34 protein-coding genes are annotated in these 22080 nt (G+C 36.4%); all 34 read left to right on the forward strand.

What is annotated here, in order from left to right:
• Positions 1-164 precede the first annotated feature (164 nt).
• The 34 genes from N3I35_06590 (at position 165) to N3I35_06755 (ending at position 21972) form a co-directional block, all read left to right on the forward strand.
• Positions 165-464 carry a SpoVG family protein gene (locus N3I35_06590; protein MCX8129750.1) on the forward strand — a complete coding sequence of 100 codons (300 nt, stop codon included), beginning with the start codon at positions 165-167 and terminating at the stop codon, positions 462-464.
• 42 nt (positions 465-506) lie between these two features.
• Positions 507-1151 (forward strand): hypothetical protein, encoded by a 645-nt coding sequence (locus N3I35_06595; protein ID MCX8129751.1) that lies wholly within the window; start codon positions 507-509, stop codon positions 1149-1151.
• Between the two features lie 147 nt (positions 1152-1298).
• A complete protein-coding gene (locus N3I35_06600; protein ID MCX8129752.1) occupies positions 1299-1481 on the forward strand; it encodes a hypothetical protein in 183 nt (60 codons plus the stop codon).
• 13 nt (positions 1482-1494) lie between these two features.
• Positions 1495-1866, forward strand: a complete 372-nt coding sequence (locus N3I35_06605) for a hypothetical protein (GenBank protein ID MCX8129753.1) — start codon at positions 1495-1497, stop codon at positions 1864-1866.
• Positions 1867-2277 (forward strand): hypothetical protein, encoded by a 411-nt coding sequence (locus tag N3I35_06610; protein MCX8129754.1) that lies wholly within the window; start codon positions 1867-1869, stop codon positions 2275-2277.
• Positions 2277-2621, forward strand: a complete 345-nt coding sequence (locus N3I35_06615) for a hypothetical protein (protein MCX8129755.1) — start codon at positions 2277-2279, stop codon at positions 2619-2621. The genes N3I35_06610 and N3I35_06615 overlap by 1 nt, the downstream gene beginning before the upstream one ends.
• A 59-nt stretch (positions 2622-2680) precedes the next feature.
• Positions 2681-3454, forward strand: a complete 774-nt coding sequence (locus N3I35_06620; protein MCX8129756.1) for a hypothetical protein — start codon at positions 2681-2683, stop codon at positions 3452-3454.
• Between the two features lie 38 nt (positions 3455-3492).
• Complete coding sequence (locus N3I35_06625) at positions 3493-3690, forward strand: hypothetical protein (GenBank protein ID MCX8129757.1); 198 nt, start codon at positions 3493-3495, stop codon at positions 3688-3690.
• 29 nt (positions 3691-3719) lie between these two features.
• The gene (locus N3I35_06630) at positions 3720-4217 is read left to right on the forward strand and encodes a RinA family protein (GenBank protein MCX8129758.1); all 498 of its coding nucleotides are present in this window, start codon (positions 3720-3722) and stop codon (positions 4215-4217) included.
• Positions 4218-4447: 230 nt separating this feature from the next.
• Complete coding sequence (locus N3I35_06635; GenBank protein MCX8129759.1) at positions 4448-4954, forward strand: terminase small subunit; 507 nt, start codon at positions 4448-4450, stop codon at positions 4952-4954.
• A gap of 222 nt (positions 4955-5176) precedes the next feature.
• Positions 5177-5512 (forward strand): hypothetical protein, encoded by a 336-nt coding sequence (locus N3I35_06640; GenBank protein ID MCX8129760.1) that lies wholly within the window; start codon positions 5177-5179, stop codon positions 5510-5512.
• 36 nt (positions 5513-5548) lie between these two features.
• Positions 5549-5728 carry a hypothetical protein gene (locus tag N3I35_06645; protein MCX8129761.1) on the forward strand — a complete coding sequence of 60 codons (180 nt, stop codon included), beginning with the start codon at positions 5549-5551 and terminating at the stop codon, positions 5726-5728.
• Between the two features lie 149 nt (positions 5729-5877).
• Positions 5878-6042 (forward strand): hypothetical protein, encoded by a 165-nt coding sequence (locus N3I35_06650; protein MCX8129762.1) that lies wholly within the window; start codon positions 5878-5880, stop codon positions 6040-6042.
• A gap of 2 nt (positions 6043-6044) precedes the next feature.
• A complete protein-coding gene (locus N3I35_06655) occupies positions 6045-6260 on the forward strand; it encodes a hypothetical protein (protein MCX8129763.1) in 216 nt (71 codons plus the stop codon).
• Positions 6261-6283: 23 nt separating this feature from the next.
• Positions 6284-6475: a hypothetical protein gene (locus tag N3I35_06660; GenBank protein MCX8129764.1), complete on the forward strand. Its 192-nt coding sequence runs from the start codon at positions 6284-6286 to the stop codon at positions 6473-6475.
• Between the two features lie 256 nt (positions 6476-6731).
• A complete protein-coding gene (locus N3I35_06665; GenBank protein ID MCX8129765.1) occupies positions 6732-6884 on the forward strand; it encodes a hypothetical protein in 153 nt (50 codons plus the stop codon).
• On the forward strand, positions 6881-8509 hold the full coding sequence (locus tag N3I35_06670) for a PBSX family phage terminase large subunit (GenBank protein MCX8129766.1): 1629 nt from the start codon (positions 6881-6883) through the stop codon (positions 8507-8509). The genes N3I35_06665 and N3I35_06670 overlap by 4 nt, the downstream gene beginning before the upstream one ends.
• Positions 8509-8823 (forward strand): hypothetical protein, encoded by a 315-nt coding sequence (locus tag N3I35_06675; GenBank protein ID MCX8129767.1) that lies wholly within the window; start codon positions 8509-8511, stop codon positions 8821-8823. Before N3I35_06670 ends, N3I35_06675 begins: the two co-directional genes overlap by 1 nt.
• A gap of 9 nt (positions 8824-8832) precedes the next feature.
• On the forward strand, positions 8833-9219 hold the full coding sequence (locus N3I35_06680) for a DnaJ domain-containing protein (GenBank protein ID MCX8129768.1): 387 nt from the start codon (positions 8833-8835) through the stop codon (positions 9217-9219).
• A 35-nt stretch (positions 9220-9254) separates the two neighbouring features.
• The gene (locus N3I35_06685; GenBank protein ID MCX8129769.1) at positions 9255-11273 is read left to right on the forward strand and encodes a hypothetical protein; all 2019 of its coding nucleotides are present in this window, start codon (positions 9255-9257) and stop codon (positions 11271-11273) included.
• A 36-nt stretch (positions 11274-11309) separates the two neighbouring features.
• On the forward strand, positions 11310-11630 hold the full coding sequence (locus N3I35_06690) for a hypothetical protein (GenBank protein MCX8129770.1): 321 nt from the start codon (positions 11310-11312) through the stop codon (positions 11628-11630).
• A gap of 220 nt (positions 11631-11850) precedes the next feature.
• Complete coding sequence (locus N3I35_06695; protein ID MCX8129771.1) at positions 11851-12624, forward strand: hypothetical protein; 774 nt, start codon at positions 11851-11853, stop codon at positions 12622-12624.
• 15 nt (positions 12625-12639) lie between these two features.
• Complete coding sequence (locus N3I35_06700) at positions 12640-13032, forward strand: hypothetical protein (GenBank protein MCX8129772.1); 393 nt, start codon at positions 12640-12642, stop codon at positions 13030-13032.
• 130 nt (positions 13033-13162) lie between these two features.
• Positions 13163-14182, forward strand: a complete 1020-nt coding sequence (locus N3I35_06705) for a hypothetical protein (protein MCX8129773.1) — start codon at positions 13163-13165, stop codon at positions 14180-14182.
• Positions 14183-14230: 48 nt separating this feature from the next.
• Positions 14231-14749, forward strand: coding sequence for a hypothetical protein (locus N3I35_06710; GenBank protein MCX8129774.1), 519 nt, complete (start codon positions 14231-14233; stop codon positions 14747-14749).
• Positions 14750-14789: 40 nt separating this feature from the next.
• Positions 14790-15026, forward strand: coding sequence for a hypothetical protein (locus tag N3I35_06715; GenBank protein ID MCX8129775.1), 237 nt, complete (start codon positions 14790-14792; stop codon positions 15024-15026).
• Complete coding sequence (locus tag N3I35_06720; protein ID MCX8129776.1) at positions 15023-15265, forward strand: hypothetical protein; 243 nt, start codon at positions 15023-15025, stop codon at positions 15263-15265. The genes N3I35_06715 and N3I35_06720 overlap by 4 nt, the downstream gene beginning before the upstream one ends.
• Positions 15249-15845 (forward strand): hypothetical protein, encoded by a 597-nt coding sequence (locus N3I35_06725; protein ID MCX8129777.1) that lies wholly within the window; start codon positions 15249-15251, stop codon positions 15843-15845. Before N3I35_06720 ends, N3I35_06725 begins: the two co-directional genes overlap by 17 nt.
• A 2-nt stretch (positions 15846-15847) precedes the next feature.
• Positions 15848-17002: a GDSL-type esterase/lipase family protein gene (locus tag N3I35_06730; GenBank protein MCX8129778.1), complete on the forward strand. Its 1155-nt coding sequence runs from the start codon at positions 15848-15850 to the stop codon at positions 17000-17002.
• Between the two features lie 21 nt (positions 17003-17023).
• Entirely contained in the window at positions 17024-17989 is a 966-nt protein-coding gene (locus tag N3I35_06735) for a hypothetical protein (GenBank protein MCX8129779.1), read from the forward strand.
• A gap of 12 nt (positions 17990-18001) precedes the next feature.
• On the forward strand, positions 18002-19882 hold the full coding sequence (locus N3I35_06740) for a hypothetical protein (GenBank protein ID MCX8129780.1): 1881 nt from the start codon (positions 18002-18004) through the stop codon (positions 19880-19882).
• Between the two features lies 1 nt (position 19883).
• Positions 19884-20402, forward strand: a complete 519-nt coding sequence (locus tag N3I35_06745) for a hypothetical protein (protein ID MCX8129781.1) — start codon at positions 19884-19886, stop codon at positions 20400-20402.
• Positions 20403-20412: 10 nt separating this feature from the next.
• On the forward strand, positions 20413-21093 hold the full coding sequence (locus N3I35_06750; protein ID MCX8129782.1) for a LamG domain-containing protein: 681 nt from the start codon (positions 20413-20415) through the stop codon (positions 21091-21093).
• Positions 21094-21135: 42 nt separating this feature from the next.
• Positions 21136-21972: a serine protease gene (locus tag N3I35_06755; GenBank protein ID MCX8129783.1), complete on the forward strand. Its 837-nt coding sequence runs from the start codon at positions 21136-21138 to the stop codon at positions 21970-21972.
• Positions 21973-22080 lie beyond the last annotated feature (108 nt).

Consider the following 22080-nt stretch of genomic DNA (forward strand, 5'->3'; position numbering starts at 1 on the left):
GAAAGTTTTTGGGGATAGCTACAGGTATCGTCAGCAGTATAACGAGTACAAGAAAAAGAGGGCTGCAGAACAACGCGCCAAGGAGCGTGAAATGAAAAACGGAGAGCAAATGGAATTGGTTTAGTGCATATTCCATACAAATAACGAAAGAGAGGTAAAAAAATATGAAAATAACAGAGGTAAAAATACACCCGGTAAATACAGAAGGAAACCTTAAGGCATTTGTAAGCATAACATTGGACAAGCAGTTTGTTGTCGGTGGGTTAGCTGTGATGAATGGCACAAAAGGATTGTTTGTAAAGATGCCTAGCAGAAAAGTAGGGGATGAATATAAGGACACATGTTACCCGGTAACAAAGGAATTTAGACAGGAATTAGTTGATACTGTATTGGCAGAGTATAGGAGAGTGTCGGTTGATAGTTACCAGGATAATGTAGAAGTAGAGGAACCGTTACCGTTTTAAAGCGTAATAAATATAAAATGTGCAATGTAAAGGGTGGTGCAAATGAAAATATTAGTAGCTTGTGAGTATAGCGGAGTTGTAAGGGATGCGTTTAGAAAACTTGGGCATGACGCGTGGAGTTGCGATATTATCCCAACGGATGCAGACCCAACTTATCACATTCAGGGGGATGTAATTGAAATACTTGACCATGGCTGGGATATGATGATTGCTCATCCACCTTGTACATATTTAACACTCGCCGGCAATAAGTGGTATAAGCCTGAGTACAAAGACAGGTTTCCAGATAGGTTAAAGCAAATGAAAGATGCGGCAGATTTTTTTATAAAGCTGGCAAATGCACCAATTAAAAGAATCGCAATAGAAAACCCAATAGGAAGGATGTCAAGCATATTCAGAAAGCCAGACCAAATAATCCAACCATATCATTTTGGACACCCGGTAAGAAAATCAACGTGTTTATGGCTTGAAGGATTGCCAGCACTCAAATCCACAAACATAGTGCCATTTGAAATTGATATATTCCCTTCTGGAAACACTCAGTCAAAATGGCATACCGAAACCGGGCATATAAAGGACAGAGCAGAAAGAAGTAAAGCAAGGTCAAAAACATTTCAAGGCATAGCAGATGCAATGGCTCAACAATGGGGTGGATTAGTTGAAAAAGTAAATTCAATAAGTGCGTAATATTAAGACAAAGTGCAATACAAAATTAAAATAATGGGCTGTAGATAGATAAATAAAAAATAAATAGAAAGTGAGGTGACAATACTTCTTCGAATTGAAAGACAAATATATTATATCTTGTGCAACTACAGCCCAAAAGGAGGATATATGAGTGATATAAGTCAGATAATTGGGATTATTATTGCAGTAATGTGTCTATTATTTGGAATTGGATTTAGCTTATATTGGAACAAAATCGCAGTTAACATAATAGAATCCATTGCAGCAAAAATATGTTGTGTAGCAAGCACTTTAACAACAGCATTAATAATTGGATGGGCTATATGGTAAAGGAGGAATGTATATGAGTGAGTATAAGCCAATGTTCGGGAAAGGAGTGAAAAGGAAAAAGCGTAAGGCAAAAAATAATCCACGACCAACCGACCAAGATTGCTGTGCGATTACAGGTAAGCCTTACGCAGAACTACATGAAGTATTCTATGGGGTAAACAGACAAAAGTCAATACAGTATGGTATGCAGATAAGACTATCTCCGGAATATCATCGTATTGGAGCTAATGCAGTACATAACAATCCAGCATTTGACTTACAGCTTAAGCAGGAATTCCAGAAAAATTTTGAAGCGGAACATGGCCACGATAAGTTTATGGCTGTATTCCGCAAAAACTATATAGGAATAACAGTAGAAGAGTATAAAAGGCAGGGGGTAGCGTAAATGGCATGTAATAGTAAAAGGAAAGGTGTAGAAGGTGAAAGAGAGTGGGCTAAATTTTGTCGGGAGCAAGGGTATGATGTGCGAAGATCGCAACAATATGCTGGCGGCACTGAAGAAAGCGCAGACTGTATCGGGTTACCGTATATACATCAAGAAGTAAAAAGGGTACAAGCACTAAATATTGATGAAGCGTTAGAACAGGCACAAGCGGATATAAGTATGGCAATAGATAAAGCTGTATTTGAATTTAAAGATATGTTTGAGCTAATGGCAATTGTAGCACACAGGAAAAATGGTAAGCGCTGGAAAGTGACCATGTATGCTGAAGATTGGTTTAAGATTTACAAAGAATATGAATCCAGTAAAGCAATTTGGAATAGAAAATATCCAGGGAAGAAAGAAGGTGCCTAATGGATAGCGGACAAGACCTTTTACTAGCATTAAGACAACAAAGGACACTGTTGATTGACTGCGTAGATGCAATGAAAGTAGTCGGTAGAATGTTGGCACAGGCCACTAGAGATTATAAAGTTGCACTCAGGAAAGAGATCCTTAGATTACATGTAGAAGATAAAGTGGCATGGACTGCATGTTATGATCTGGCTTTAGGCGAAGAGAAGGTGGCTGAATTGCGGTTTAACCGGGATATTAAGCAGAGTGATTACGATGTATGTCAGGAAAAAATTGCACAAATTAAGCTAGAAATAAAGATACTAGAGGGCGAAATTAAAACAGACTTACAACACAATTATTGAAGTATTTCGAGTTTTATGGTATAATTATGCTAATGGTATATCATAAAAGGAGAATACATATGCAGAAAAATGATTTGACTGGTAAAAAATTTGGAAGATGGACAGCAATAAGTTTTGATGGAATAAAAAACAAACATACTTTTTGGGAATGCAAATGTGATTGCGGAAACACGAAAAGTGTGGATGCTTCAGTGCTGAGAAGGGGAGATAGCCTTAGTTGTGGGTGTTTGCGCTCAGAGATAATAAGCAACAGAACAAAAAAGTGGGTGGAGGGTAGATTAGAGCAAATTTACAGAAATATGAAAAATAGGTGCTACAACCATAACGTCAAAGCTTATAAAAATTATGGTGGCAGAGGGATAAAAGTTTGCGAGGATTGGTTGAAAGATGGAATGAATTTTCAGGAATGGGCTTTAGCTAACGGATATGCCGAAAATCTAACAATAGAGCGGAAAGACGTTAACAAAGATTATGAACCAAGTAATTGCGTTTGGGTAAGCATGAAGGAACAACAGAACAATCGTAGGGATAACAAAAAAGTAAAATACAAAGGCAAAATAGTTACCATATCGCAATTGTCTGAAATTACAGGGATATTAGACAAGACTCTTTATTACTGGAAAGAAAAAGGATGTTTAAAAGAAAAACTTTCAAACGGCAAGATTGAAGCGAAAAAATATTTATTTAATGGAGAACTTAAAACTTTAAGAGAATTGTCGGAACAACATGGGCTAGACGAAAAGCTTGTAAGAAATAGAATGCGAAGAGGTTGGAATTTAAAAGATTCTTTGCAACCTCCGAAAACTTCATGGAAGAGGAAATTAGGCTGCTAGAAAGCGAAATTAATAAAGAGTGGGGAAAGGTGGGGTAAATGATGTTATTAACAATACCTAAGACCAACACTAATAAAGGGGACATAATAGCTTTTACAATGGATAACAGGACTGTAGATTATGGGGAAGTAATAACGGTAACAGAGAATACTACATTGGTAAGTGTAGGGAAAGGAATGGAGAAAATTTTAAACAACCTTCAGGGAGAAGCAATACCGTACAGTATAGATATATAACCTGTTAAAGTGAGGTGACTAACTAACTTATGAGAAGTATAACAGATATGCTAATGGAATATGCCACTGTAAATAAAGAGATATGCAGACAAAATGAAGCGTTACAAGTGGCGGTAAAAGCGCAACTAAATGCGGACGGAGGTATAAAAGCTAGTATAATGACAGATATGCCACACGGGTCTGGCGTTGGTAATCCTACATACGAAAAAACTGCTAACCTGTTTGAGCATTTAGAAGAAATTTGCATAGAGCTTGCAGAATTAGCAGAGACAACAAAATATGAGATAAGGAGACTAGTTGATCTAAAGAAAGATATAGATTACGCATTTATGTATCTTACGTATGAGGAAAGAAACATAATAAAACTAAGGTACATTGATTATCCAGAGCCTAAATATACATGGGATAAAGTGGTGTCTGAATCTTATTATTGTAGGTCGCAATGCTTTGAAATCCACAGAAGAGCTATAGAGAAAATGGAAAAAGTTTTAAACATCGGACAAAATCGGACTGCATCAGGCTTATAATTATATTGTGGAGATTTGGAATTGTTCTCACTTTAACATACTTAGCCCCTATGTAATTGCCCTGGTAAACAGACCGGGGCTTTTGCATGTGCTGAAGTATTAACCGGAGGAATATATGAAAGACATAATAAAATGGGTAAAAACAAGCTGTATAGGATGTAAAAGAACAAAGGCTATGTTAAAGCGTAAGAGTTGTATAGGATGTAGGGAGATAAAGGTTGGGTGATATTATGGCAGATAAGTTGACAACTAAACAGAGATTATTTGTTAAAGAATACCTTGTCGACTTAAATGCTACTCAGGCAGCGATAAGGGCAGGATATTCAGAAAATACAGCAAGGTTTATAGCTGCTGAGAACTTAACAAAACCCAACATACAGGAAGCCATCCAGGAGGCAATTAAACAGCGCGAAGATAAAATAGACATAAATAGCCAATGGGTATTGAAAAGGCTTGTAGAACTCTCTGAGCGATGTATGCAAGGTACACCGGTATACGATAAAGAAGGAAATGAGACAGGAGAATGGAAGTTTGAAGCCAATGCAGCTAATAGGTCATTAGAGTTGATTGGCAAGCATCTAGGCATGTTCACTGATAAAGTAGAATCCAAAGTAACAGCCGAGAATACAAATGTTAACATAGACTACAGCAGTCTACCTGATGAAGCGTTGGCAGAAATAGAGCAGGCTAAGGGGCATGATGAGATAATGAAGATAGTAGCCAGGTATAAGAAGTAATACAAGTGTAATACAAGGTATTGCGTACGTAATACGACATATGGTATAATATAAGTACATGAAAGGAGTGTGCTTATATGAATTTAAAGTGCGACAAAGAAAAATGTATTTGGTATTCTAAGTATCATGCTGCTGGATGCATATTAAAAGGCGAAGTAAGTATGACTTGTAGAAATAATGAATATTGCGAATATCAAGAAAGGCGGTCAACGGAGGTCTCAAATGGTTAGACGTAAAAAAGACCAACCTCCTATGCCAACATGGTCATTCAGATGTACGAAGGAATTTAGGGAAGAAACAATTCGTTGTGCTGAGATAGCAGACGAAAGTGATAGTGAGTATATACGTAAGGCTGTAGAAATGAGAAATGCTCAGATGAAGAAAAGAGAATCGGACATACAATGGACTATTGACAAAGAAAAGGAGCTCGATGAAAAGTATGGTCCGGTTAAGCCGGAAATAAGTGAGGAAATCTGTAAAGACATTAAGAAAAATATAGATAAGGATATTAAGAAAGGTAAAGTTGAAGGGGTAAGGACTTACTTTAAGAAAAAGTAATGCTTAAATTACAGTATAGGTAAAGGAGAAGTAAGTATGTTTACAACTGAAAAGTTTGATATTGTTGAGAGTTATGAAAAGGATGGAAGATATTACATAAAAACAGACGGGTATGGAACTATTGATACTGGAGATAAAGAACAATGGGAAAAGGCTGTTAAAGATGGCTATGTTGAAATTGATATAGCGCAAACATACGGAATGTATGGAGTTTGAGCCAATACCCACAATAGAGTAGTACAATAAGGAGTGAGTAATGAATAGAATAAAAAAGGGATATTCTATCGAAGAATCCTTAACAATACCACTGCATAAGGGTAAGAAAAACATACTTTAAGAAGTAATTGTGTAAAGGAGAGTAGGGGATGATACCTAAAACAATAAGTTGCGAAAACTGTAAGTATTATATGAATGCGCCATATGGAGATCAAACGGTTTATTATTGTGATAAGCTATATACAAAATTTGATTGCGTGCTTTCGCAGCAAAAATGTGAACTTTTTGAGCCTGTAGAGGTAAAGGAGAAGTAAGTATGAGAGGAATTTATATAAATAAGCCTGAAAAAGAATATTACAACTGCGACATATGTGAATCGGGCAAGAATGTACTAGAGGTAACAGGGGAAGCAAACTGTCATGAATACGGAAGCTGTTCAAGTTCTGTATGGATATGCATTGAATGCTTAACCAAGGTTGCTGATGGCAAAATGGTGATAAAAGAAGGGCAGCCAATACCCACAATAGAGTAGTACATTTAAGGAGTGAGTAAGTAATGGATAATATTGTCGATAGATATAATTATCTGATTAATAAAGGTCTTACATCTGAAAAAGCGTTAAAAAGATTGTTTGCCGAATATAATTTGCATTTAGTAAATAAAGCTAGATGCATAGGTTATGATGATGTTATAGCGTTTTTATTGAGGCATGAGGAAAGAGAACTGCTTGAGCCTAAAGAGGAGTGAGTAAGGAATGAGTAAAGAGCAATTTATTGGGAGAGTTTTAGGGTTTATAACATTTTTAATTATTATTATACCAATAATTAGATGGCAAATGAGGAAAACCTTTAAGGAGTTTGAGCCTAAAGAGTAATACAGAGAGGTGAGAGGATGAGTAGTAGAGGGAAGAAAAAGAAGCTGTTGAAACAAACTAAAAAGCCTTTAACGCTTGAAGATGTTATTTTAAAAACAAGCCGGCGATTATATATATAGAGGTGATAATATGGAACAAACAGGAAAAATAATTATATTTGACAGTGAAGAAACTGCAAAAATATGGTTTAAAACAATAAATGAGGTAAAAAAAGCTTCTAAAGTTGAAGCATTATACATGGATTTTAATGAATGGGTTAATAAGCAAGGCGATAGTGCATGAATACAGCAATAAGTAAAGAATCAGCATTTGTTGCGATAAGTAGAGCTAAGGCTGCGGAGGAAATAGAGAGAAGGAAGAAGTATATTGAGCAGCTATATGAGCAGACTAATGATAAATTTATACCATTATACGATAATAAGTCCAGGTACTTAGTATTAGTCGGTGGTGGTGGTAGTGGTAAGTCAATATTTACAGGTAGAAAACTGTTACATAGAACGGTGTCCGAAAAAGGGCATCGTTTTTTAGTTGTTAGAAAAGTTGCAAGGACGTTAAGGGAATCATGTTTCCAGCAGTTAAGAGGGCAAATAAGCGAGCATTATAATTATAGCGACTTTGATATCAATAAAACAGACATGAAGATTGTACACCGGCCTACAGGAAATGAAATACTATTTGCTGGGTTGGATGATGTAGAAAAGCTTAAGTCGATATACAACATTACCGGGATATGGTGCGAAGAAGCTTCAGAGCTTGAAGAAGGTGATCTGAATCAGCTTGACATACGTTTAAGAGGTGAGACTAAATATTACAAACAAATAATACTAAGCTTTAACCCAATAGACATTAACCACTGGCTAAAGAAAAGGTTCTTTGATGCTGTACTGCCTGACACTACTACGGTCCACAGCACATACAAAGACAATAAATTTCTTGACAATGAAGCAAAAAAGGTCCTAGAGACGTTTAAAGAGACAGACCCATATTACTATTCGGTTTACTGTCTCGGTGAATGGGGCGTACTTGGCAAAACAATATTTGATAAGCAAAAGGTAAGCGAAAGATTAAGCCAAATAAGAGATAAAAAACCTCTTAAAACAGGATTTTTTGTTTGCGAAATGTTATACGATAAAATAGTTGATAAATCAATAAGGTGGGTTGATGATGAACAAGGCTATATCAAAATATATGAGGACGTCAAGACCAATTATCCATATGTAATAGGCGGAGATACTTCCGGGGAAGGTTCTGACTATTTTATTGGGCAAGTGATAGATAATACCAGCGGTAAACAGGTTGCGACATTAAGACATCAGTTTGACGAGGATTTATACGCTAAACAGATATATTGCCTTGGCAAGTATTACAATGAAGCGTTAATTGGTATTGAATCTAATTACAGCACATACCCGATTAGAGAGCTTGAACGGCTTGGATATAGCAAGCAGTATGTTAGAGAACAAGAGGATAGTTACACACATAAAATTCAATCGTCATTTGGATTTAAGACAACATCATTAACAAGACCAATTATACTAGCAAACTTAGTTGAGATGGTACGTGAACACACTGAATTAATAAATGACGCTGTTACTCTTGAAGAAATGTTAACCTTTGTTCGTAACGAAAAAGGCCGTCCAGAAGCTCAAGAAGGGGCGCATGATGATTGCATAATGGGGTTAGCAATAGCGCATTACATTAGACCACAACAAGGTCATAACATAATTAACGCGTTCAAGCCTAATCTACAAGGCATTAGTCCAGATGCATTACAAGACTACAACAGAGCAGATGATGCAGGCAAAAAACATTTGCTTGAACAATGGGGAAGGGCAGAACATCAGGTTATAGGTAAACAAAACGGATTGACTATAGTCAAGAAAAATGGGAAGAGGGTGTATGTATAATGCTTGAAAAATGTCCTATATGTGAAGCAACACTAATCAATGGTACAGATAGTAAGCTTAAAATAACATATCCTCCTGAAAAGCTTCAGGAGTTTGCAGCAGGATTGTTGTCTATAGAACAATTAAACGAGTTTGCTTTATTTCACTATGAAAGGCATAGATTATGTCCTAATCATGGTAATAGAGACACGATTATTGAGGATGGGGTAGAGAGGTTTATTGCTCCACCATGCCAGAATTATTACGGCATACGTGGCGGTACTATAGAGGTTCCTGACGTTGTAGTTGAAATAATAAAAATTGAAGATAATTGAGGTATTTTTATGAATGCCACAGAAGCGTTTAAAGTATTAGGGATAGAAAAGAAGTTTCCTATTTCTGAAGAAACTGTAAAGAAACATTACAGAGAAAAAGCAAAAGAAAACCATCCAGACATTACCGGAAACGATGAACAAATGAAAGTTATTAATGCGGCTTATGAATGGTTAAATTTAAACTTAGATAAAGTTAATAATGCAAACACTCAAAACAAAGAGAAACAAAAATTTAAGTCAACAGATGATATGGTAAAAACATTTGCAAGCCTATATTTGATAGAGCAAGACATTAATAAACGAAAAAGAATGATTGATGATCTATTGAAAATGCTTGAGAATTATAAACTTGAAGAAAAGCTATCAATGTTTAGAGACATACTTAATAAAAAGTAAGTTTCTTTTTTATTGCCTAAAACGGAGGTGAAACCGTGGGATTACTGGATAAACTTAAAAAAATAGGTGGTGATATGTTGGAAAAGGTAAAGGACAAAAAAGAAGAATATGAAAAGTCGGCCAAAGTTGCATCGATGCAAAATGAATTTATAGAAGCCAAGTCTAAGTATGATACTGAAATAATGGATGAGCGCGAGTGGCTTTACCTTGGTAATAAAGAAGTAGACAGGAATATAAACAGCTCCAACAAGCCTACTAAAAAAGCCAATAACGTTATTAATATTATATATGAATTTATAGAGTCTCAAGTTGATACAACGATACCGCTACCTTCAGTAAAAGCAAAAAGACAAGGGTTTAGTGAACAAGCACAAATTATAGAAGATTCTATAAAGTCAGATTTAATGGAATCAGACATATATCGTATAAATGACGAAAATGAGCGTATAACGCCAATACAAGGGATATCTGTTATAACAGTAGATTGGAATCCGGACTTTATACATCACCTTTATAGGGGCGAAATTGAGCTAAATAACAAACATCCTAAGTGTTTAATTCCGGAGCCTGGTGTTTATGCTTTACAGAAAATGAGTAAGTTTTGGATAATGTCCTCTGAGACTAAAGAGTTTGTAAAAAACCGTTATGGAGTAGACGTATCGGATGAAGATGAAGAATATCCGGAAATAAATTCTTTAAACACTGATGGAAACGTTTCAAAACAAAGCGCAATGTTAAACTCTGATACTGCAAGGCTAAAAGGGTCCGGGTCTCCAAATGACAAAGTAACTGTGATAACTAAATGGTATAAAGATAGCAAAGGTAAGATATGTAAATATACTTGGTGCGGCAATAAAGAATTAGAAGACATGCCAAACTTTTTTGCAAGGCGACTAAAACGGTGTGCTGAATGCAACTCTGTTGTTTACAGTGGGAAATGCGAGTGTGGCAGCAAAAAAATAAAAACATCTATTGAAGAATATGAGGAACTTAACCAAGATATTGCACTGTCAGACGGTACAGTTATACCGGCAATGTCACCTAAATATGATGAGTACGGGCAGCCAGAAATGGAAATGGTTACAGATGAAATGGGTATGCCTGTATTAGATATGATTGGACAACCTCAATTAAGACCTGTAATGGAGCCAACTAAAATAAAGTATTTTTGTCCAACTCGTTATCCTGTAGTTGTAAGAAAAAATGTTCCGGCTCAGTTTAGTTTTACCGGCCAGAGTGATGTTGATATTATACGCGATCAGCAGGACGCTATTAAAAAAGTTGTAACTAAAATAGAACGTAAAATAATAGACGGTGGGGCTTTGGTTAAACTTCCTGAAGATCCTAATATTAAAATTTCTGATGAAATATACAAAGTAGTTCGTGGAACTCCTGACAAATTAGGTCAAATTGGAGTAGAAAATATAGAAGCAAATATTGGTCAAGACATAACATTTATGCAACAACAGTATAAAGCGGCTCAATTTACATTAGGCATAACAGACAGCTACCAAGGTAAGCCTGACGCAACAGCTACAAGCGGGAAAGCTAAACAATTACAGATAGCGCAGGCAAGCGGCAGAATGCAATCTAAAGCTTTTAACAAGAGAGTAGCCTACAAGGAACTGTTTGAAATTATGTTTGAGTTCAAACTGGCATTTTACGATGAAATAAGGCCATTCTTAGCTAAAGATGAATACGGCAAGGACATATACAAGGAGTTCAACAAATATGATTTCCTAGAGCAAGATTCTTCAGGGGAATGGTTTTACAACACAGACTATATATTTGATGCTGATGTAAACGGTGCCATGATGAATGACAAGCTTTGGATTCGAGAGCAAGCTATGGAGCTATTTGCAAGTAAAGCAATAGATGATATGCAATTATTTACTATACTTGAATCAATTAATTTCCCTATGGCAAAGGAGATTAAACGCCAGAAGGAAGAACAACGCCAGCAAATGCAACAGCAGCAAGCATTAATGCAACAGCAAGCTACACAAATGATGGGGGTATTACCTGGGGGAGGTGGTAATATTGCCCCGACATAACGGAAATAAAGTAAAAAAGAAAGGAGGGAAAAGACCGTGTTAGTTGAAAGCGAATTAATTAAACAAAAATTTGCCTATCTGAATCCTTTGCCTAAAATTAATACTTGGGCTATAGAAGATGAAGACGGCACAGTTTGCAAAACTCACACTTTCATTAATGGAAGTGACGTACCAGAAAATTATTACGAAGCAGAATATCCCAAATTCAAAACAATTGAAGAAGCTGTTGAAGCAACTGATAATGCAATAAAAAATGTCATTACCAACTATAAGAAGGTTTGGTTAAGAATATTTCCAATGTTAAAACAGCTTGATGATGGAACTTATCTTATTAGGACTAGATTAGCTTACAAATGAATGGAGGTGAAAGACTATGGCAAAAGGTTTCCCCAAAAACCCTAACGCAAAATGTGTAGGTGACAAAGTATCAACCGACAACCCGCCTGTAAAAGTAAAAACAGGTAAGGACTTAAGATCAGGAAAATAACATAGAGCGAAGTTATCCACTGTATAGTGGTTTTTTTATGCTCAAAATTCGCTTAAGCAAGCGCAAAAAGCTTAATTTACGGAGGTTATTATGTTTAACATATTTAAGCAGCCCTACCTAGAAAACGATGATGGAGTAAACATGGGAGGGTCAGTAGGCGCGACAGATGCACAGGTCGCCGATGTGCAAAACAATGATTCTGGCGTTGAAGCACAGACGGACACAGGCGCAAGTGATACCAATATAGGTAGTGATAGAGTCGCTGACCATAAACCAGTACAAAGTGATGAAGATAACGCCAAGTATGCAGCAGCAAGACGAGAAGCAGAAACACAAGCAAGGCAACTAAAAGAACGTCAAGATAATTTTGCTAGGCAATACGGCTATGAATCTTTTGAGGAAATGGAATACGCTCAACAAATCAAGACGTACACCGACCAGGGTGTAGACCCTGTTGTTGCTGAAATGAAAATAGAACAAGATAGAATAAAAAATCAGTTAGCTATGCAAGGCCACCAAGCTAGAATAGTAAACGAAAAATCTATGTTGTCTAATCAAAAGTTTTTTAAAGATTTAGAGCCGTTAATTGATGCAACATTGACAGCAAATCCTACTTTGCCAGTAAAAGCAGTTTTTGACTTTATAAAAGGTCAAAAGATGGATGAATTACTAGCAAAGGAATCTAAAGCTGCGGCACAAAGACAGTTAAACAACATTAACAATAAATCACACATTCGGCCTGACGGTGGAGGTGTTGACATTGATAATGTAGTTGTTGATGAAAACGAGTTTAAACTAGCTAAAATTCTTAACAAAAACTTGACCCGTGATGAGTGGATTAAATTTAAAAAAACACAAAAATAAAAGGAGTGAATCATAATGGCATTTGAAGTTATAAAATGCGGTGGAAGGTCAATTCCAATCGTAACAGAGTATTTAATGGCAGATAATGAAGCTTGCACAAAGGGCGAAGGTCTTGCATTGACAAGCGGTAGATTAACAAAGGTTGCTGCAACTGCTGCGCCTGAGTTTATAGCACAGAAATCAGTAGCGGCTTCGGCTTCTCCTACTGTATTAGTACCGGTAATAAAAGTTGATGAAAATGTTCAGTTAGAAGTAATGTCAACAGGTCAGATAACTACTCCTGGTGCAAAATATACTATTCACACTGACGGATTACAGATCACTACTACAACTACAAGCGGTGTGTTTGAAGTTGTAAGAACTGACGGAGCAACAACATCTAAGGTAAGAGGATATTTTAATGTTTAATAGTTAAACAAGCGCTCAAATATGAGCGTTTTTTTATTTGAAGGTTTTGCGGCATAGCCAGCCGCCCCCTTCTTCCAAATACAAACAGGGAAGGAGGATTGATAACAAAATTTAAGGAGAGTGAATTATAATGGCAGTATTTTCAAAAGGCGCAGGATTAGCGGATTCTATATATGGTAAAGTCCAGGACCCTATCAAAAAATTTATTACGGATGCTGAAACGTTTGAAAAAAAGAACTCACAAATTGATAACATATTCAACGTTATTCCAATTGAAACTTATGGAGTAAGAATGGGAACAATGACCACATTTGGCGATTTTGAGCCTGTAGGAGAAGGTGGAGAATACCCCGAAACTTCAATGGTCGAAGGTAACTACAAATTTATTGAGCCTGACACTTGGAAGTCAATGAGAAAAGTTACTGAAGAAATGCTCATGGATTCTGACTCTATAGGAATGGTTAAAGTTAAGCAGCTATTTGCTGACTTTGTTCCTGCTTACTACAGAACAAGGGAAAAGTTTGGAGCTGGTATACTTAATGCCGGTAACGCAACATCAATGACATTCGGTGGAAAGACATACGACATAAAAGGTGCTGATAGCTTAGCGTTATTTTCTACTGCTCACACAAGGGCAAGCGGAGCAAGAGGAAGCGGAACACAGTCAAATTATTTTGATGCTCCATTTTCATATGACAACCTTTGCAAAGTTGAAGAACTCATGCAGAAATTTACAAATGATGATGGAGATTATGCAGGAATTCAGCCGGATACTATAATAATTCCAAACAATGCAAGGATAAAAAAGCTTGTAGCTGATGCTCTTTGGGCTAAAGAAGATGGCAAGGCTGATTCTGCTGACAACGGTTACAACTACCAGGCTGGAAGATGGCATGTAATTACATGGAATTATCTTAACAACTATTCAGGGATAACGTCTGGTACAGATTGTTGGTTTGTAATGGACAGCAAGAGAAACGCAATTGACGGATTGACTTGGGTAGACAGAATGCCTTTGACTATTAAGTCATTTATAGATGAGTATACAGACGTAAATATATGGGCTGGTCGTGGAAGATATGCAGCTGCTCCGGTTAACTGGTTGCCAATAGCTGCTTGCGCGCCTGGTCTTGGAAGTTCAATAGCTTAATAACTGAGGGGTGTTATGCCCCTCTACTCTTGAAAGGAGTTGTTAAACATGGGTTACACACATAATGATGGATATTCTGCAACCGGTACAGGATTTGCAGTGGGTAAAAAAGGTTCTGAAGTACAAGTAATTGACAGTACAGGTAATATCACTGTACCAGCAAGTAAAGAACTAAACTTGACAACAGGTCAGTTTGTGACAGGAGAAAAGTTCACTATAAACTATCCCAACTTTGCAGCAGCAGATACTGCAAAACCTTTTTTTATTGCTCCGGCAGCGTGCCAAATAGTTGACGCTGATTTATGGTATGCAACAGCAGCAGGACAAGCAGGGACATTAAATGTTGAAAAATTGACATCAGGCCAAGCTATTGGCTCGGGTGTTTCTGTCCTTGCATCAGGTTTTAATATGGCAGCCTCTGCAACAGTACCGCAATCAGGAAATATTACATCTACAGCGGCAGATGCTTTAATGGCAGCAGGAAACGTGCTTGCATTAAAGGTTACTTCTGGTGCGGCTACTTCGTTAGCAAATGCTTCTTTAACATTAACTGGACAGTGGACGTAAAATGGGGCTTAAATGCCCCTTTTATATTATGGAGGTAAACATGCTTCTTTATATGTTAGAAAAAAGATTAAATGAAGTTATACAAGCTTTGTGCGGGTTATATACTCAAAAAGAAACAATTGACAGAGCGATTATGGAGCATAAAGCTATAGTTGGAGAATTGCAATTACAAATAAAAGCTTACAATGAAAAATGCAAAGCTGTTTCTTTTGACAAAAATGAAGTATTTGATGCTGTTAAAAGCATTGATACTGATTTACCAGAGGTGAAAAAATGAAAAACATTATTCGTGATGAAGAAATAGATTTAATGAGATCTGACACAAAATTGTTGTATGACATAAGAGAATTATTAAAAGAACTTATTTTTTATGTAAAATCACAAGAAGAAAACAAAGATGTTCCGTCCGGTGTTCATTGTCAATACTGCAATGGAACACATGACAATAGATTTCAAGTAGCCGCTTGTGCAAAGAAAAAGAAAAAGGATGGTGTTAAAAATGAATGTAAATATTAAGGGTAATTCGATATCTTACATAATCCCTTACTTTCAATTAACAGATTGGGCTAGTTTTACTAACCAGCCATCAAATGACGGGGTAGAAATAGTTTCGTCAAGTGCAAATGATACTCAAAAAATAACTATATTTGGCACAACTAACGGGACAAGTAATGTTGTATATGAGACTGTAACACTTACGGGTACTACAGCAGTTGCAACAACAAAAACCGATTGGGGTAATATTTACGGTGCATTTCTTGGTGATATATACGGGTTGAATTCTACGCCAGCAGTAGGAACTATAACGATAAGAGAAGCAAGCGGAGATCAAGCCATTACTACTATTGCAGCTACAAAGAGAAGCAAGGGAATGGTTAATTTATATTTGCCTGGAAGGACAATAGATATACATAATGTATCAGGGAATACATGGTTGATTGATAATGTTGCAAACACAACAACAACAGTCGCTACAGCTACAAATGGATTTCAATATACTGCAGGAATGGCAGACGAGATCAAAATAAATAAATATTTATCCCTAATTGGAGATTCAACCGGTTCTACAGTACAGATAAAAGTATTGGAGGAATAAATATGGGTTTAAAAATTGGTAAAGTGACAGGTCAATACAATAGGTGGAGATATACAGAGGACTTGTCGTATGCCGGGTATTCTACTGTAAACCTTACTAAAACCCCAGCTAATACAGTAACTATATATGATGGTATTACTCCAATAACTTTAGGGCAAATATCTTCTACAAATTACTATGGCAGCGTAACAACAAATTTATCAGGTTTAGGATTACAGCCGTTTGTAATAGGCAAGAAATATTTTGTTTCCGGATATGTAAAAAATGACGCAGATGTTGAGCGTTGGTTTTGGCCTAGATATGTAGGAGCAGGAGCAAACGCACACGGGTCTTGTTATATGAGTATTACCCCTAGAAGATACTGGACTTTATTAACTGCAACAGCAACTAACTTACCGCAGCCGTACTGGTTTTTTAATGGAAACGGAGCAATAAATAACGCTACTGTAACGGCGTATATTGGAGGGTTCCAAATAGAGCTTGTTCCGGACGATACCAAAATAGGCGTAAGCGTTATGGGTGATAGTACAGTTGCAGGAAGTTCCGGGAAAAAGGATGCTGAAAATTCTGTAGAGTGGACAAGATGGGCTGAAGGATGGCTAAATGTGCCATTTTATAATCGTGGTGTTGGCGGTAATACAACTCAACAGATGATTGACAGATGGGCGGCAGATATGACACCACTTGCTGGTGATCCATACTATGTAAAGTACACAATTATCCAGGGTGGTATAAATGACTTGCCGACACAAACTGCCGAGCAGATAGTTACCAACCTTACTACAATGCGTGATCTAGCTATAGCAGACGGTACAATTCCTGTTATGTGTACTATTTCACCATGTAATAAAACCGGTGATGAAGAGACTGTGCGAAACCAAGCTAACGCATTAATAAGAAGCAATTTTAATCTTGTTATTGACTTAGATCTTATTTTAAAAGACCCAGCAAACCCAAACCAACTTCATCCTGATTGGGTAGGAGATGGAACACACTTTACAGCACTAGGCAAAAAAGCGATAGGACAATATATAGCAAACTCAGGTATAATGAGTTTCTTGCAACCTAGCCCATATCAAAAACTTGCTACATCACCATTTTCACAATATACAGATGTTAGCTACAAGTTAAGTTTATCAAATAGCATTACTTTATAACGCTTTAAAGGTGGTGAAAATATGCAACTTTCAGAGATTTTTGACATTGCATACCGCTATATTAATGAAAAATCGGTTAACGGTACTGACATTAGCGATACAAACGGGAATTACATAGATATAAAGAAACGAATGTATGGACCTGCTAACGCTTCACAAATGCGATTAGCGGGTTTTGTTAAAATACCGGATATTTATTCTATAAGCCAAAATCCTATAACAAACTTGCTTGGCATACAAGGTTTTAATGAAGTTCAACACTTTCCAGGAGACAATAAAACATATACTTCTACAGGCGCTAAATCATTTTCCATAGAAGTGGATAAACCATGTGTAATAAGTTTTGATGAATCCGTATCAGGAGTATGGACTCCATTAGAAGGTACTTATTATGACGGTGATTCTACTCAAGCGTTTAGCGGTTCTATAACGGTTACAGGAATAAGTAAGTATACAAATTACAGAGGGTTATTAACGATTGCAAGTGCTTCTAATCTCATAAGGATAACCGTAGTAGCTACCTACCCAATGAAATCAAGGTATAGGGCGTTATTTCAATATCCTTATGCAAGTGCTAATGATGTTCCTTGGTATAGGGCATATATTGAATATAGTTTGCCTGCGGATTATTGGCAGTTTAACAAAATGATGCGTACATATGACGAGCGCCAGTTTACAGAAAATAAAGACTACATTTTAACTTCTGACAACAAGATATATATTAATTGGCATCTTACCGGACAGTTTGATATTCATTATTGGAAGTACCCGACAGAAATAACACCTTCTACTTCAGATAATTACGAATTAGAAGTAAGTAAAGAATGTCAAGCTTTAATGCCTTGGTTTATTGGTGGACAAGCAATAATGCCTGATGATAGCTCTATAGGGATACAATTGCTTAATCAATATTACCAAATGGAATCTGAACTAAGCCAAGATATGCCTTATACTCAAGAAGAATCTGAAGATACTGACGGTTGGTAAGGAGGTATTAAAATGCCAGTTAGAAAACCAATACAATTAGAACAACCACCTCCGCCTGTTCCAGAGTATTTGCGCTTAGGCCAAAATGTTCCATTTTCCGGAATTAACCTTAAGAATGATGATTCGGCAATAAGTGACGGACAAACTCCTTATGGAGCCAAAAATTATAATTTGGATGATGGAGGGAAACCAGCAAAGCGAAAAGGTCTTACTTATGTATACACTTCTTCATTAGGTTCCGGACAAATAAACGGGTTATACAAAGACGAATACAATGGTAAAAAAGTATTTGCATGGAATACTAAACTTTATACTCAAATTGGGACTTCTGCGCCTGTGGAAATAATGAGCGGCCTTTCAAACACTAAAGGCTATTTTTATGTGTTTAATGACATATTGTATTACAAAAACGGAGTTGACTTTGTAAAGGTTACATCTTCACACGTTGCATCAAGCGCATTAACAGGTGCGTATATTCCTACATTAACAGTAAGCACACCGCCTACAGGTGGAGGTACAACTAACGAAAGCAGAAATCTAATACAGCCAGGATTCAAACAAAAGTATAACGGCGATGGCAGCTCAACAGCTTACACTATAATATACACTTTATTAGATGCTACAACAATAACAGCAACAGCAAACGGAGTAGCTAAAACTGAAGGAGTAGATTTTAGTGTAAACCGCACAACGGGAATTTTAACTTTTAATGTAGCTCCTGTAAGTGGGACAAACAATGTTGAAATTACAGCGTACAAGACGTTTAGCGGTGATGCAGATAAAATTATTAAAGCAACACGGGCTACATTATACGGCGGTGGAACTAATGACAGCCGTATTTTTATTTGTGGGAATTCTGAATACCCAAATGTGTATTGGTATACAGGGCTTACAGGCTCAACAAACTACGACGCTACATACTATCCTGAGTTTAACTTTAACAGAATAGGATCAGACAATAAAGCGATAAGTAATTGGAGTTACTTGTATTCTAGCCTTATAGCCTTAAAAGAAGATGGAGTTTACAAAATAACTTACTCAAGTTCAAGCGGTTCAGTAACTTTTCCGGTATCTATTCTTAATAGACAGGTTGGCTGTGATATGCCAGATAGTGTACAAATAATACAAGATAGCCCTGTGTTTGGTAATACGGTAAGCGGATTACATCGTATAGTGCCGACTTATATAGAGTCTGAAAAAAATGTAGCTTCAATTTCTTCTCTTATTAATGGAAGAGGTGTAACGGCTCCGGGATTGTTAGACCATGATATAAATGATCTGCAAAATTGTACAAGCGTTGACGATGGACAAAAGTATTACCTTATTGTTGGTGATGTTGCATATGTTTGGGATTATGAGTTAAGTCCATTTACAGGTAACCAAAATAACTTAATTTGGTATTACTACACCGGAATAAATGCTAATTGTTGGGCGTTTATACAGAGAGTATTATATTACGGCGATCGCACTAATGGATATTTAGTAAAATTCCAAGACAATAAAAATGATTTTGGAAATGCAATTAATGCAATATGGAGAAGCAAGTTATTTGATTTTAACGCACCTGAAAGGCTTAAAGACGTAACACAAATTTGGCTTACTACTAAAGCATTAGGCGGTACAGCATTGACAATAAATTATTTTGATGAAAATAACACGCTTGTTGAATCTGCTATAGTAACGGCTAGTGAAACCAATTCGTATAGCTGGTCTAAATTTAGTTGGTCAGCTTTTACATGGTATGTTACTAAATACGCGCCTGTAATAAGAAAAAGGCCAAAGTTAAAAAAGATTAAGTATTTTCAGATTGAAATACAGAATAACGAAGTTAACCAAGATTTATCAATTATTAAATTGGTGATTGAGTACTTATTGAAAGGCAAGGTGAAATAATATGTCAATAACACCTATGGCTTTTAGTCCGGCAAATGGACTAAGAGATTCAACAACATATCCAACTACACCAGCAAATGAAGCAGCAGCAAGAGAACAAATTCAAGGCAGACTTGACGAAATAAGAGATTATATTAACGATACTCTTAATGTAGAGGTTTTGCCTAAAGACGGAGGAGAAATAAAAAACTACTCTGAAACATTAACTACTATTGCATCCGCGACAGGAACGGTAGATTTAGATATATCAAACGGCAATGTATTTGATGTAGCACTGTCAGGTAATACAACTTTTACATTCAGTAATCCTGCTGCTTCAGGAAAAGTTTGTTCATTTACTGTTATACTTAATCAGGATGCTACTGGAAGGACAGTAACATGGCCTGCAAGTGTAAAGTGGAGTAATGATACATCCCCTGACATAGCTACTGCAAACAAAACGTCAATCCTTACCTTTGTTACAAAAAATAGTGGTACTCGGTGGTATGGCTTTCTTGGCGGTAATAACTTTACAACATAGGAGGTTTTATATGTTAGCAAATAGAATGTTGATGTCTCCTATAAGGTATAGTACAACAAAGCTACTTTTACACATGAATGGCTCGAATGGGTCTACTGTTTTTACAGACAGTTCAGTAATAACTAAATTAGTTACTGCAAATGGTAACTCTCAAATAAGTACGGCACAATATAAATTTGGTGGCGCAAGTGGATTTTTTGATGGTAGTGGGGATTATTTGTCTATTCCTACAAGCTCAGATTTTATTTTTAATATCCCTTGGTGCTTTGATTGTTGGTTTAGACCAGCACGACTTAGTAACGCAACATATTCACAATTTATATTTAGAAAAGGAGATAACACGCAAGGCATTTCGCTACATTTTGACGATCAATCAGGAACACGTTTGCGATTTAGCTATGGTAGTGGTAGCGAACTTACATTTGCATGTACGCTGGTTTTAAACACTTGGTATCATGTGGAGGTTAGTTATGACGGGTCAAAACTATACTGTTTTTTAGATGGTACATTACTAAATACAGGAGGAACAAGTTGGACACCTCCTTCTAATAATTCACTTGACTTTTTTATAGGGAAAGGTGTTGTATCGCAGCAAGATTATTCTGGATATATAGATGAATTAAGGTGGGTAAGCGGTGTTGCAGGACATACAAGTAATTTTACTCCTCCTACTTCAGAATATACCCCATAAATAAAAAGTATGATATAATTATATGTAAGAGGTGACAAATATATGAAAAAATATTTATCCGGATTACTTACAGGTATAATTATATCTTTATCTATTACCGGGTTTGCTGCTGTAAAATTAACTGCTCAATATAGTGAAGCAAGGGTAAAATTAGATGGCAACTATTTAGGTGGGAAAGTTGTAAGCGTAAATGATGGAAAGACCAGTAAAAACTATGTTAGTATAGATGCTATTGTAAAGGCTTTAAACGCTTCATATAAATGGAATGGAGCTACTAAGACAATAGAACTTACCAGGCCTAAACCATTGACAGTGGAACAGGTAGCAAAGGATAATTTAAACAATTGTGTGTTGATCACTTGCTATAAAAACGGCGAGCAAATAGGTACAGGCTCCGGTGTAATTATTGATGTAAAAGGAACAGCTTACATATTAACAAATAAACATGTGCTTGATATGGGTGTAGAATATGGCATATCTTATCAGTGGATAGCGGAGGATTTAGAGTATAAAACAAAGTCAGTAGTACAATTAGACACTGACCTAGATATTGGGCTTATACGCTCTCCTGTGACCCCTAAAAGCTATGCTAAGTTTGGGGATAGTGATAAGGTAGTTATAGGCAATAATATAGTATTGATTAGTAGCCCTGGTGGTATGCGTAATACTGTAACAAACGGTATTGTGTCAAGTATTAGGACAGATTACAATATGAACCACTTTCAAATTACAGCAAGAGCAACTCCCGGAAGTTCTGGCGGTGGATTGTTTAATATGAATGGTGAACTTATTGGACTAATGGAAAAAGGCCCAACTGAAGAAGAAAATTGCACAATCCAAATTAATGCAATAAAAAAAGTATTAGAAAAACTTCAATAATTTTACTAAAACATGCTTGTGGATTTTTTACAAGAACGCTTATGTGGATGAGCGTTTTTGTATGCTGTCATGTTGTATTTGTACCGATATAAATTATATAGTGAATAA

This window comes from Clostridia bacterium (assembly GCA_026414765.1).
Classification (GTDB): domain Bacteria; phylum Bacillota; class Clostridia; order Acetivibrionales; family DSM-27016; genus SKW86.

Bases quoted from the DNA above. Each gene is read 5' to 3' on its own strand.
- N3I35_06590 (MCX8129750.1), top strand. From the start codon at position 165: ATGAAAATAACAGAGGTAAAAATACACCCGGTAAATACAGAAGGAAAC.
- N3I35_06595 (MCX8129751.1), top strand. From the start codon at position 507: ATGAAAATATTAGTAGCTTGTGAGTATAGCGGAGTTGTAAGGGATGCG.
- N3I35_06600 (MCX8129752.1), top strand. From the start codon at position 1,299: ATGAGTGATATAAGTCAGATAATTGGGATTATTATTGCAGTAATGTGT.
- N3I35_06605 (MCX8129753.1), top strand. From the start codon at position 1,495: ATGAGTGAGTATAAGCCAATGTTCGGGAAAGGAGTGAAAAGGAAAAAG.
- N3I35_06610 (MCX8129754.1), top strand. From the start codon at position 1,867: ATGGCATGTAATAGTAAAAGGAAAGGTGTAGAAGGTGAAAGAGAGTGG.
- N3I35_06615 (MCX8129755.1), top strand. From the start codon at position 2,277: ATGGATAGCGGACAAGACCTTTTACTAGCATTAAGACAACAAAGGACA.
- N3I35_06620 (MCX8129756.1), top strand. From the start codon at position 2,681: ATGCAGAAAAATGATTTGACTGGTAAAAAATTTGGAAGATGGACAGCA.
- N3I35_06625 (MCX8129757.1), top strand. From the start codon at position 3,493: ATGATGTTATTAACAATACCTAAGACCAACACTAATAAAGGGGACATA.
- N3I35_06630 (MCX8129758.1), top strand. From the start codon at position 3,720: ATGAGAAGTATAACAGATATGCTAATGGAATATGCCACTGTAAATAAA.
- N3I35_06635 (MCX8129759.1), top strand. From the start codon at position 4,448: ATGGCAGATAAGTTGACAACTAAACAGAGATTATTTGTTAAAGAATAC.
- N3I35_06640 (MCX8129760.1), top strand. From the start codon at position 5,177: ATGGTTAGACGTAAAAAAGACCAACCTCCTATGCCAACATGGTCATTC.
- N3I35_06645 (MCX8129761.1), top strand. From the start codon at position 5,549: ATGTTTACAACTGAAAAGTTTGATATTGTTGAGAGTTATGAAAAGGAT.
- N3I35_06650 (MCX8129762.1), top strand. From the start codon at position 5,878: ATGATACCTAAAACAATAAGTTGCGAAAACTGTAAGTATTATATGAAT.
- N3I35_06655 (MCX8129763.1), top strand. From the start codon at position 6,045: ATGAGAGGAATTTATATAAATAAGCCTGAAAAAGAATATTACAACTGC.
- N3I35_06660 (MCX8129764.1), top strand. From the start codon at position 6,284: ATGGATAATATTGTCGATAGATATAATTATCTGATTAATAAAGGTCTT.
- N3I35_06665 (MCX8129765.1), top strand. From the start codon at position 6,732: ATGGAACAAACAGGAAAAATAATTATATTTGACAGTGAAGAAACTGCA.
- N3I35_06670 (MCX8129766.1), top strand. From the start codon at position 6,881: ATGAATACAGCAATAAGTAAAGAATCAGCATTTGTTGCGATAAGTAGA.
- N3I35_06675 (MCX8129767.1), top strand. From the start codon at position 8,509: ATGCTTGAAAAATGTCCTATATGTGAAGCAACACTAATCAATGGTACA.
- N3I35_06680 (MCX8129768.1), top strand. From the start codon at position 8,833: ATGAATGCCACAGAAGCGTTTAAAGTATTAGGGATAGAAAAGAAGTTT.
- N3I35_06695 (MCX8129771.1), top strand. From the start codon at position 11,851: ATGTTTAACATATTTAAGCAGCCCTACCTAGAAAACGATGATGGAGTA.
- N3I35_06700 (MCX8129772.1), top strand. From the start codon at position 12,640: ATGGCATTTGAAGTTATAAAATGCGGTGGAAGGTCAATTCCAATCGTA.
- N3I35_06705 (MCX8129773.1), top strand. From the start codon at position 13,163: ATGGCAGTATTTTCAAAAGGCGCAGGATTAGCGGATTCTATATATGGT.
- N3I35_06710 (MCX8129774.1), top strand. From the start codon at position 14,231: ATGGGTTACACACATAATGATGGATATTCTGCAACCGGTACAGGATTT.
- N3I35_06715 (MCX8129775.1), top strand. From the start codon at position 14,790: ATGCTTCTTTATATGTTAGAAAAAAGATTAAATGAAGTTATACAAGCT.
- N3I35_06720 (MCX8129776.1), top strand. From the start codon at position 15,023: ATGAAAAACATTATTCGTGATGAAGAAATAGATTTAATGAGATCTGAC.
- N3I35_06725 (MCX8129777.1), top strand. From the start codon at position 15,249: ATGAATGTAAATATTAAGGGTAATTCGATATCTTACATAATCCCTTAC.
- N3I35_06730 (MCX8129778.1), top strand. From the start codon at position 15,848: ATGGGTTTAAAAATTGGTAAAGTGACAGGTCAATACAATAGGTGGAGA.
- N3I35_06735 (MCX8129779.1), top strand. From the start codon at position 17,024: ATGCAACTTTCAGAGATTTTTGACATTGCATACCGCTATATTAATGAA.
- N3I35_06740 (MCX8129780.1), top strand. From the start codon at position 18,002: ATGCCAGTTAGAAAACCAATACAATTAGAACAACCACCTCCGCCTGTT.
- N3I35_06745 (MCX8129781.1), top strand. From the start codon at position 19,884: ATGTCAATAACACCTATGGCTTTTAGTCCGGCAAATGGACTAAGAGAT.
- N3I35_06750 (MCX8129782.1), top strand. From the start codon at position 20,413: ATGTTAGCAAATAGAATGTTGATGTCTCCTATAAGGTATAGTACAACA.
- N3I35_06755 (MCX8129783.1), top strand. From the start codon at position 21,136: ATGAAAAAATATTTATCCGGATTACTTACAGGTATAATTATATCTTTA.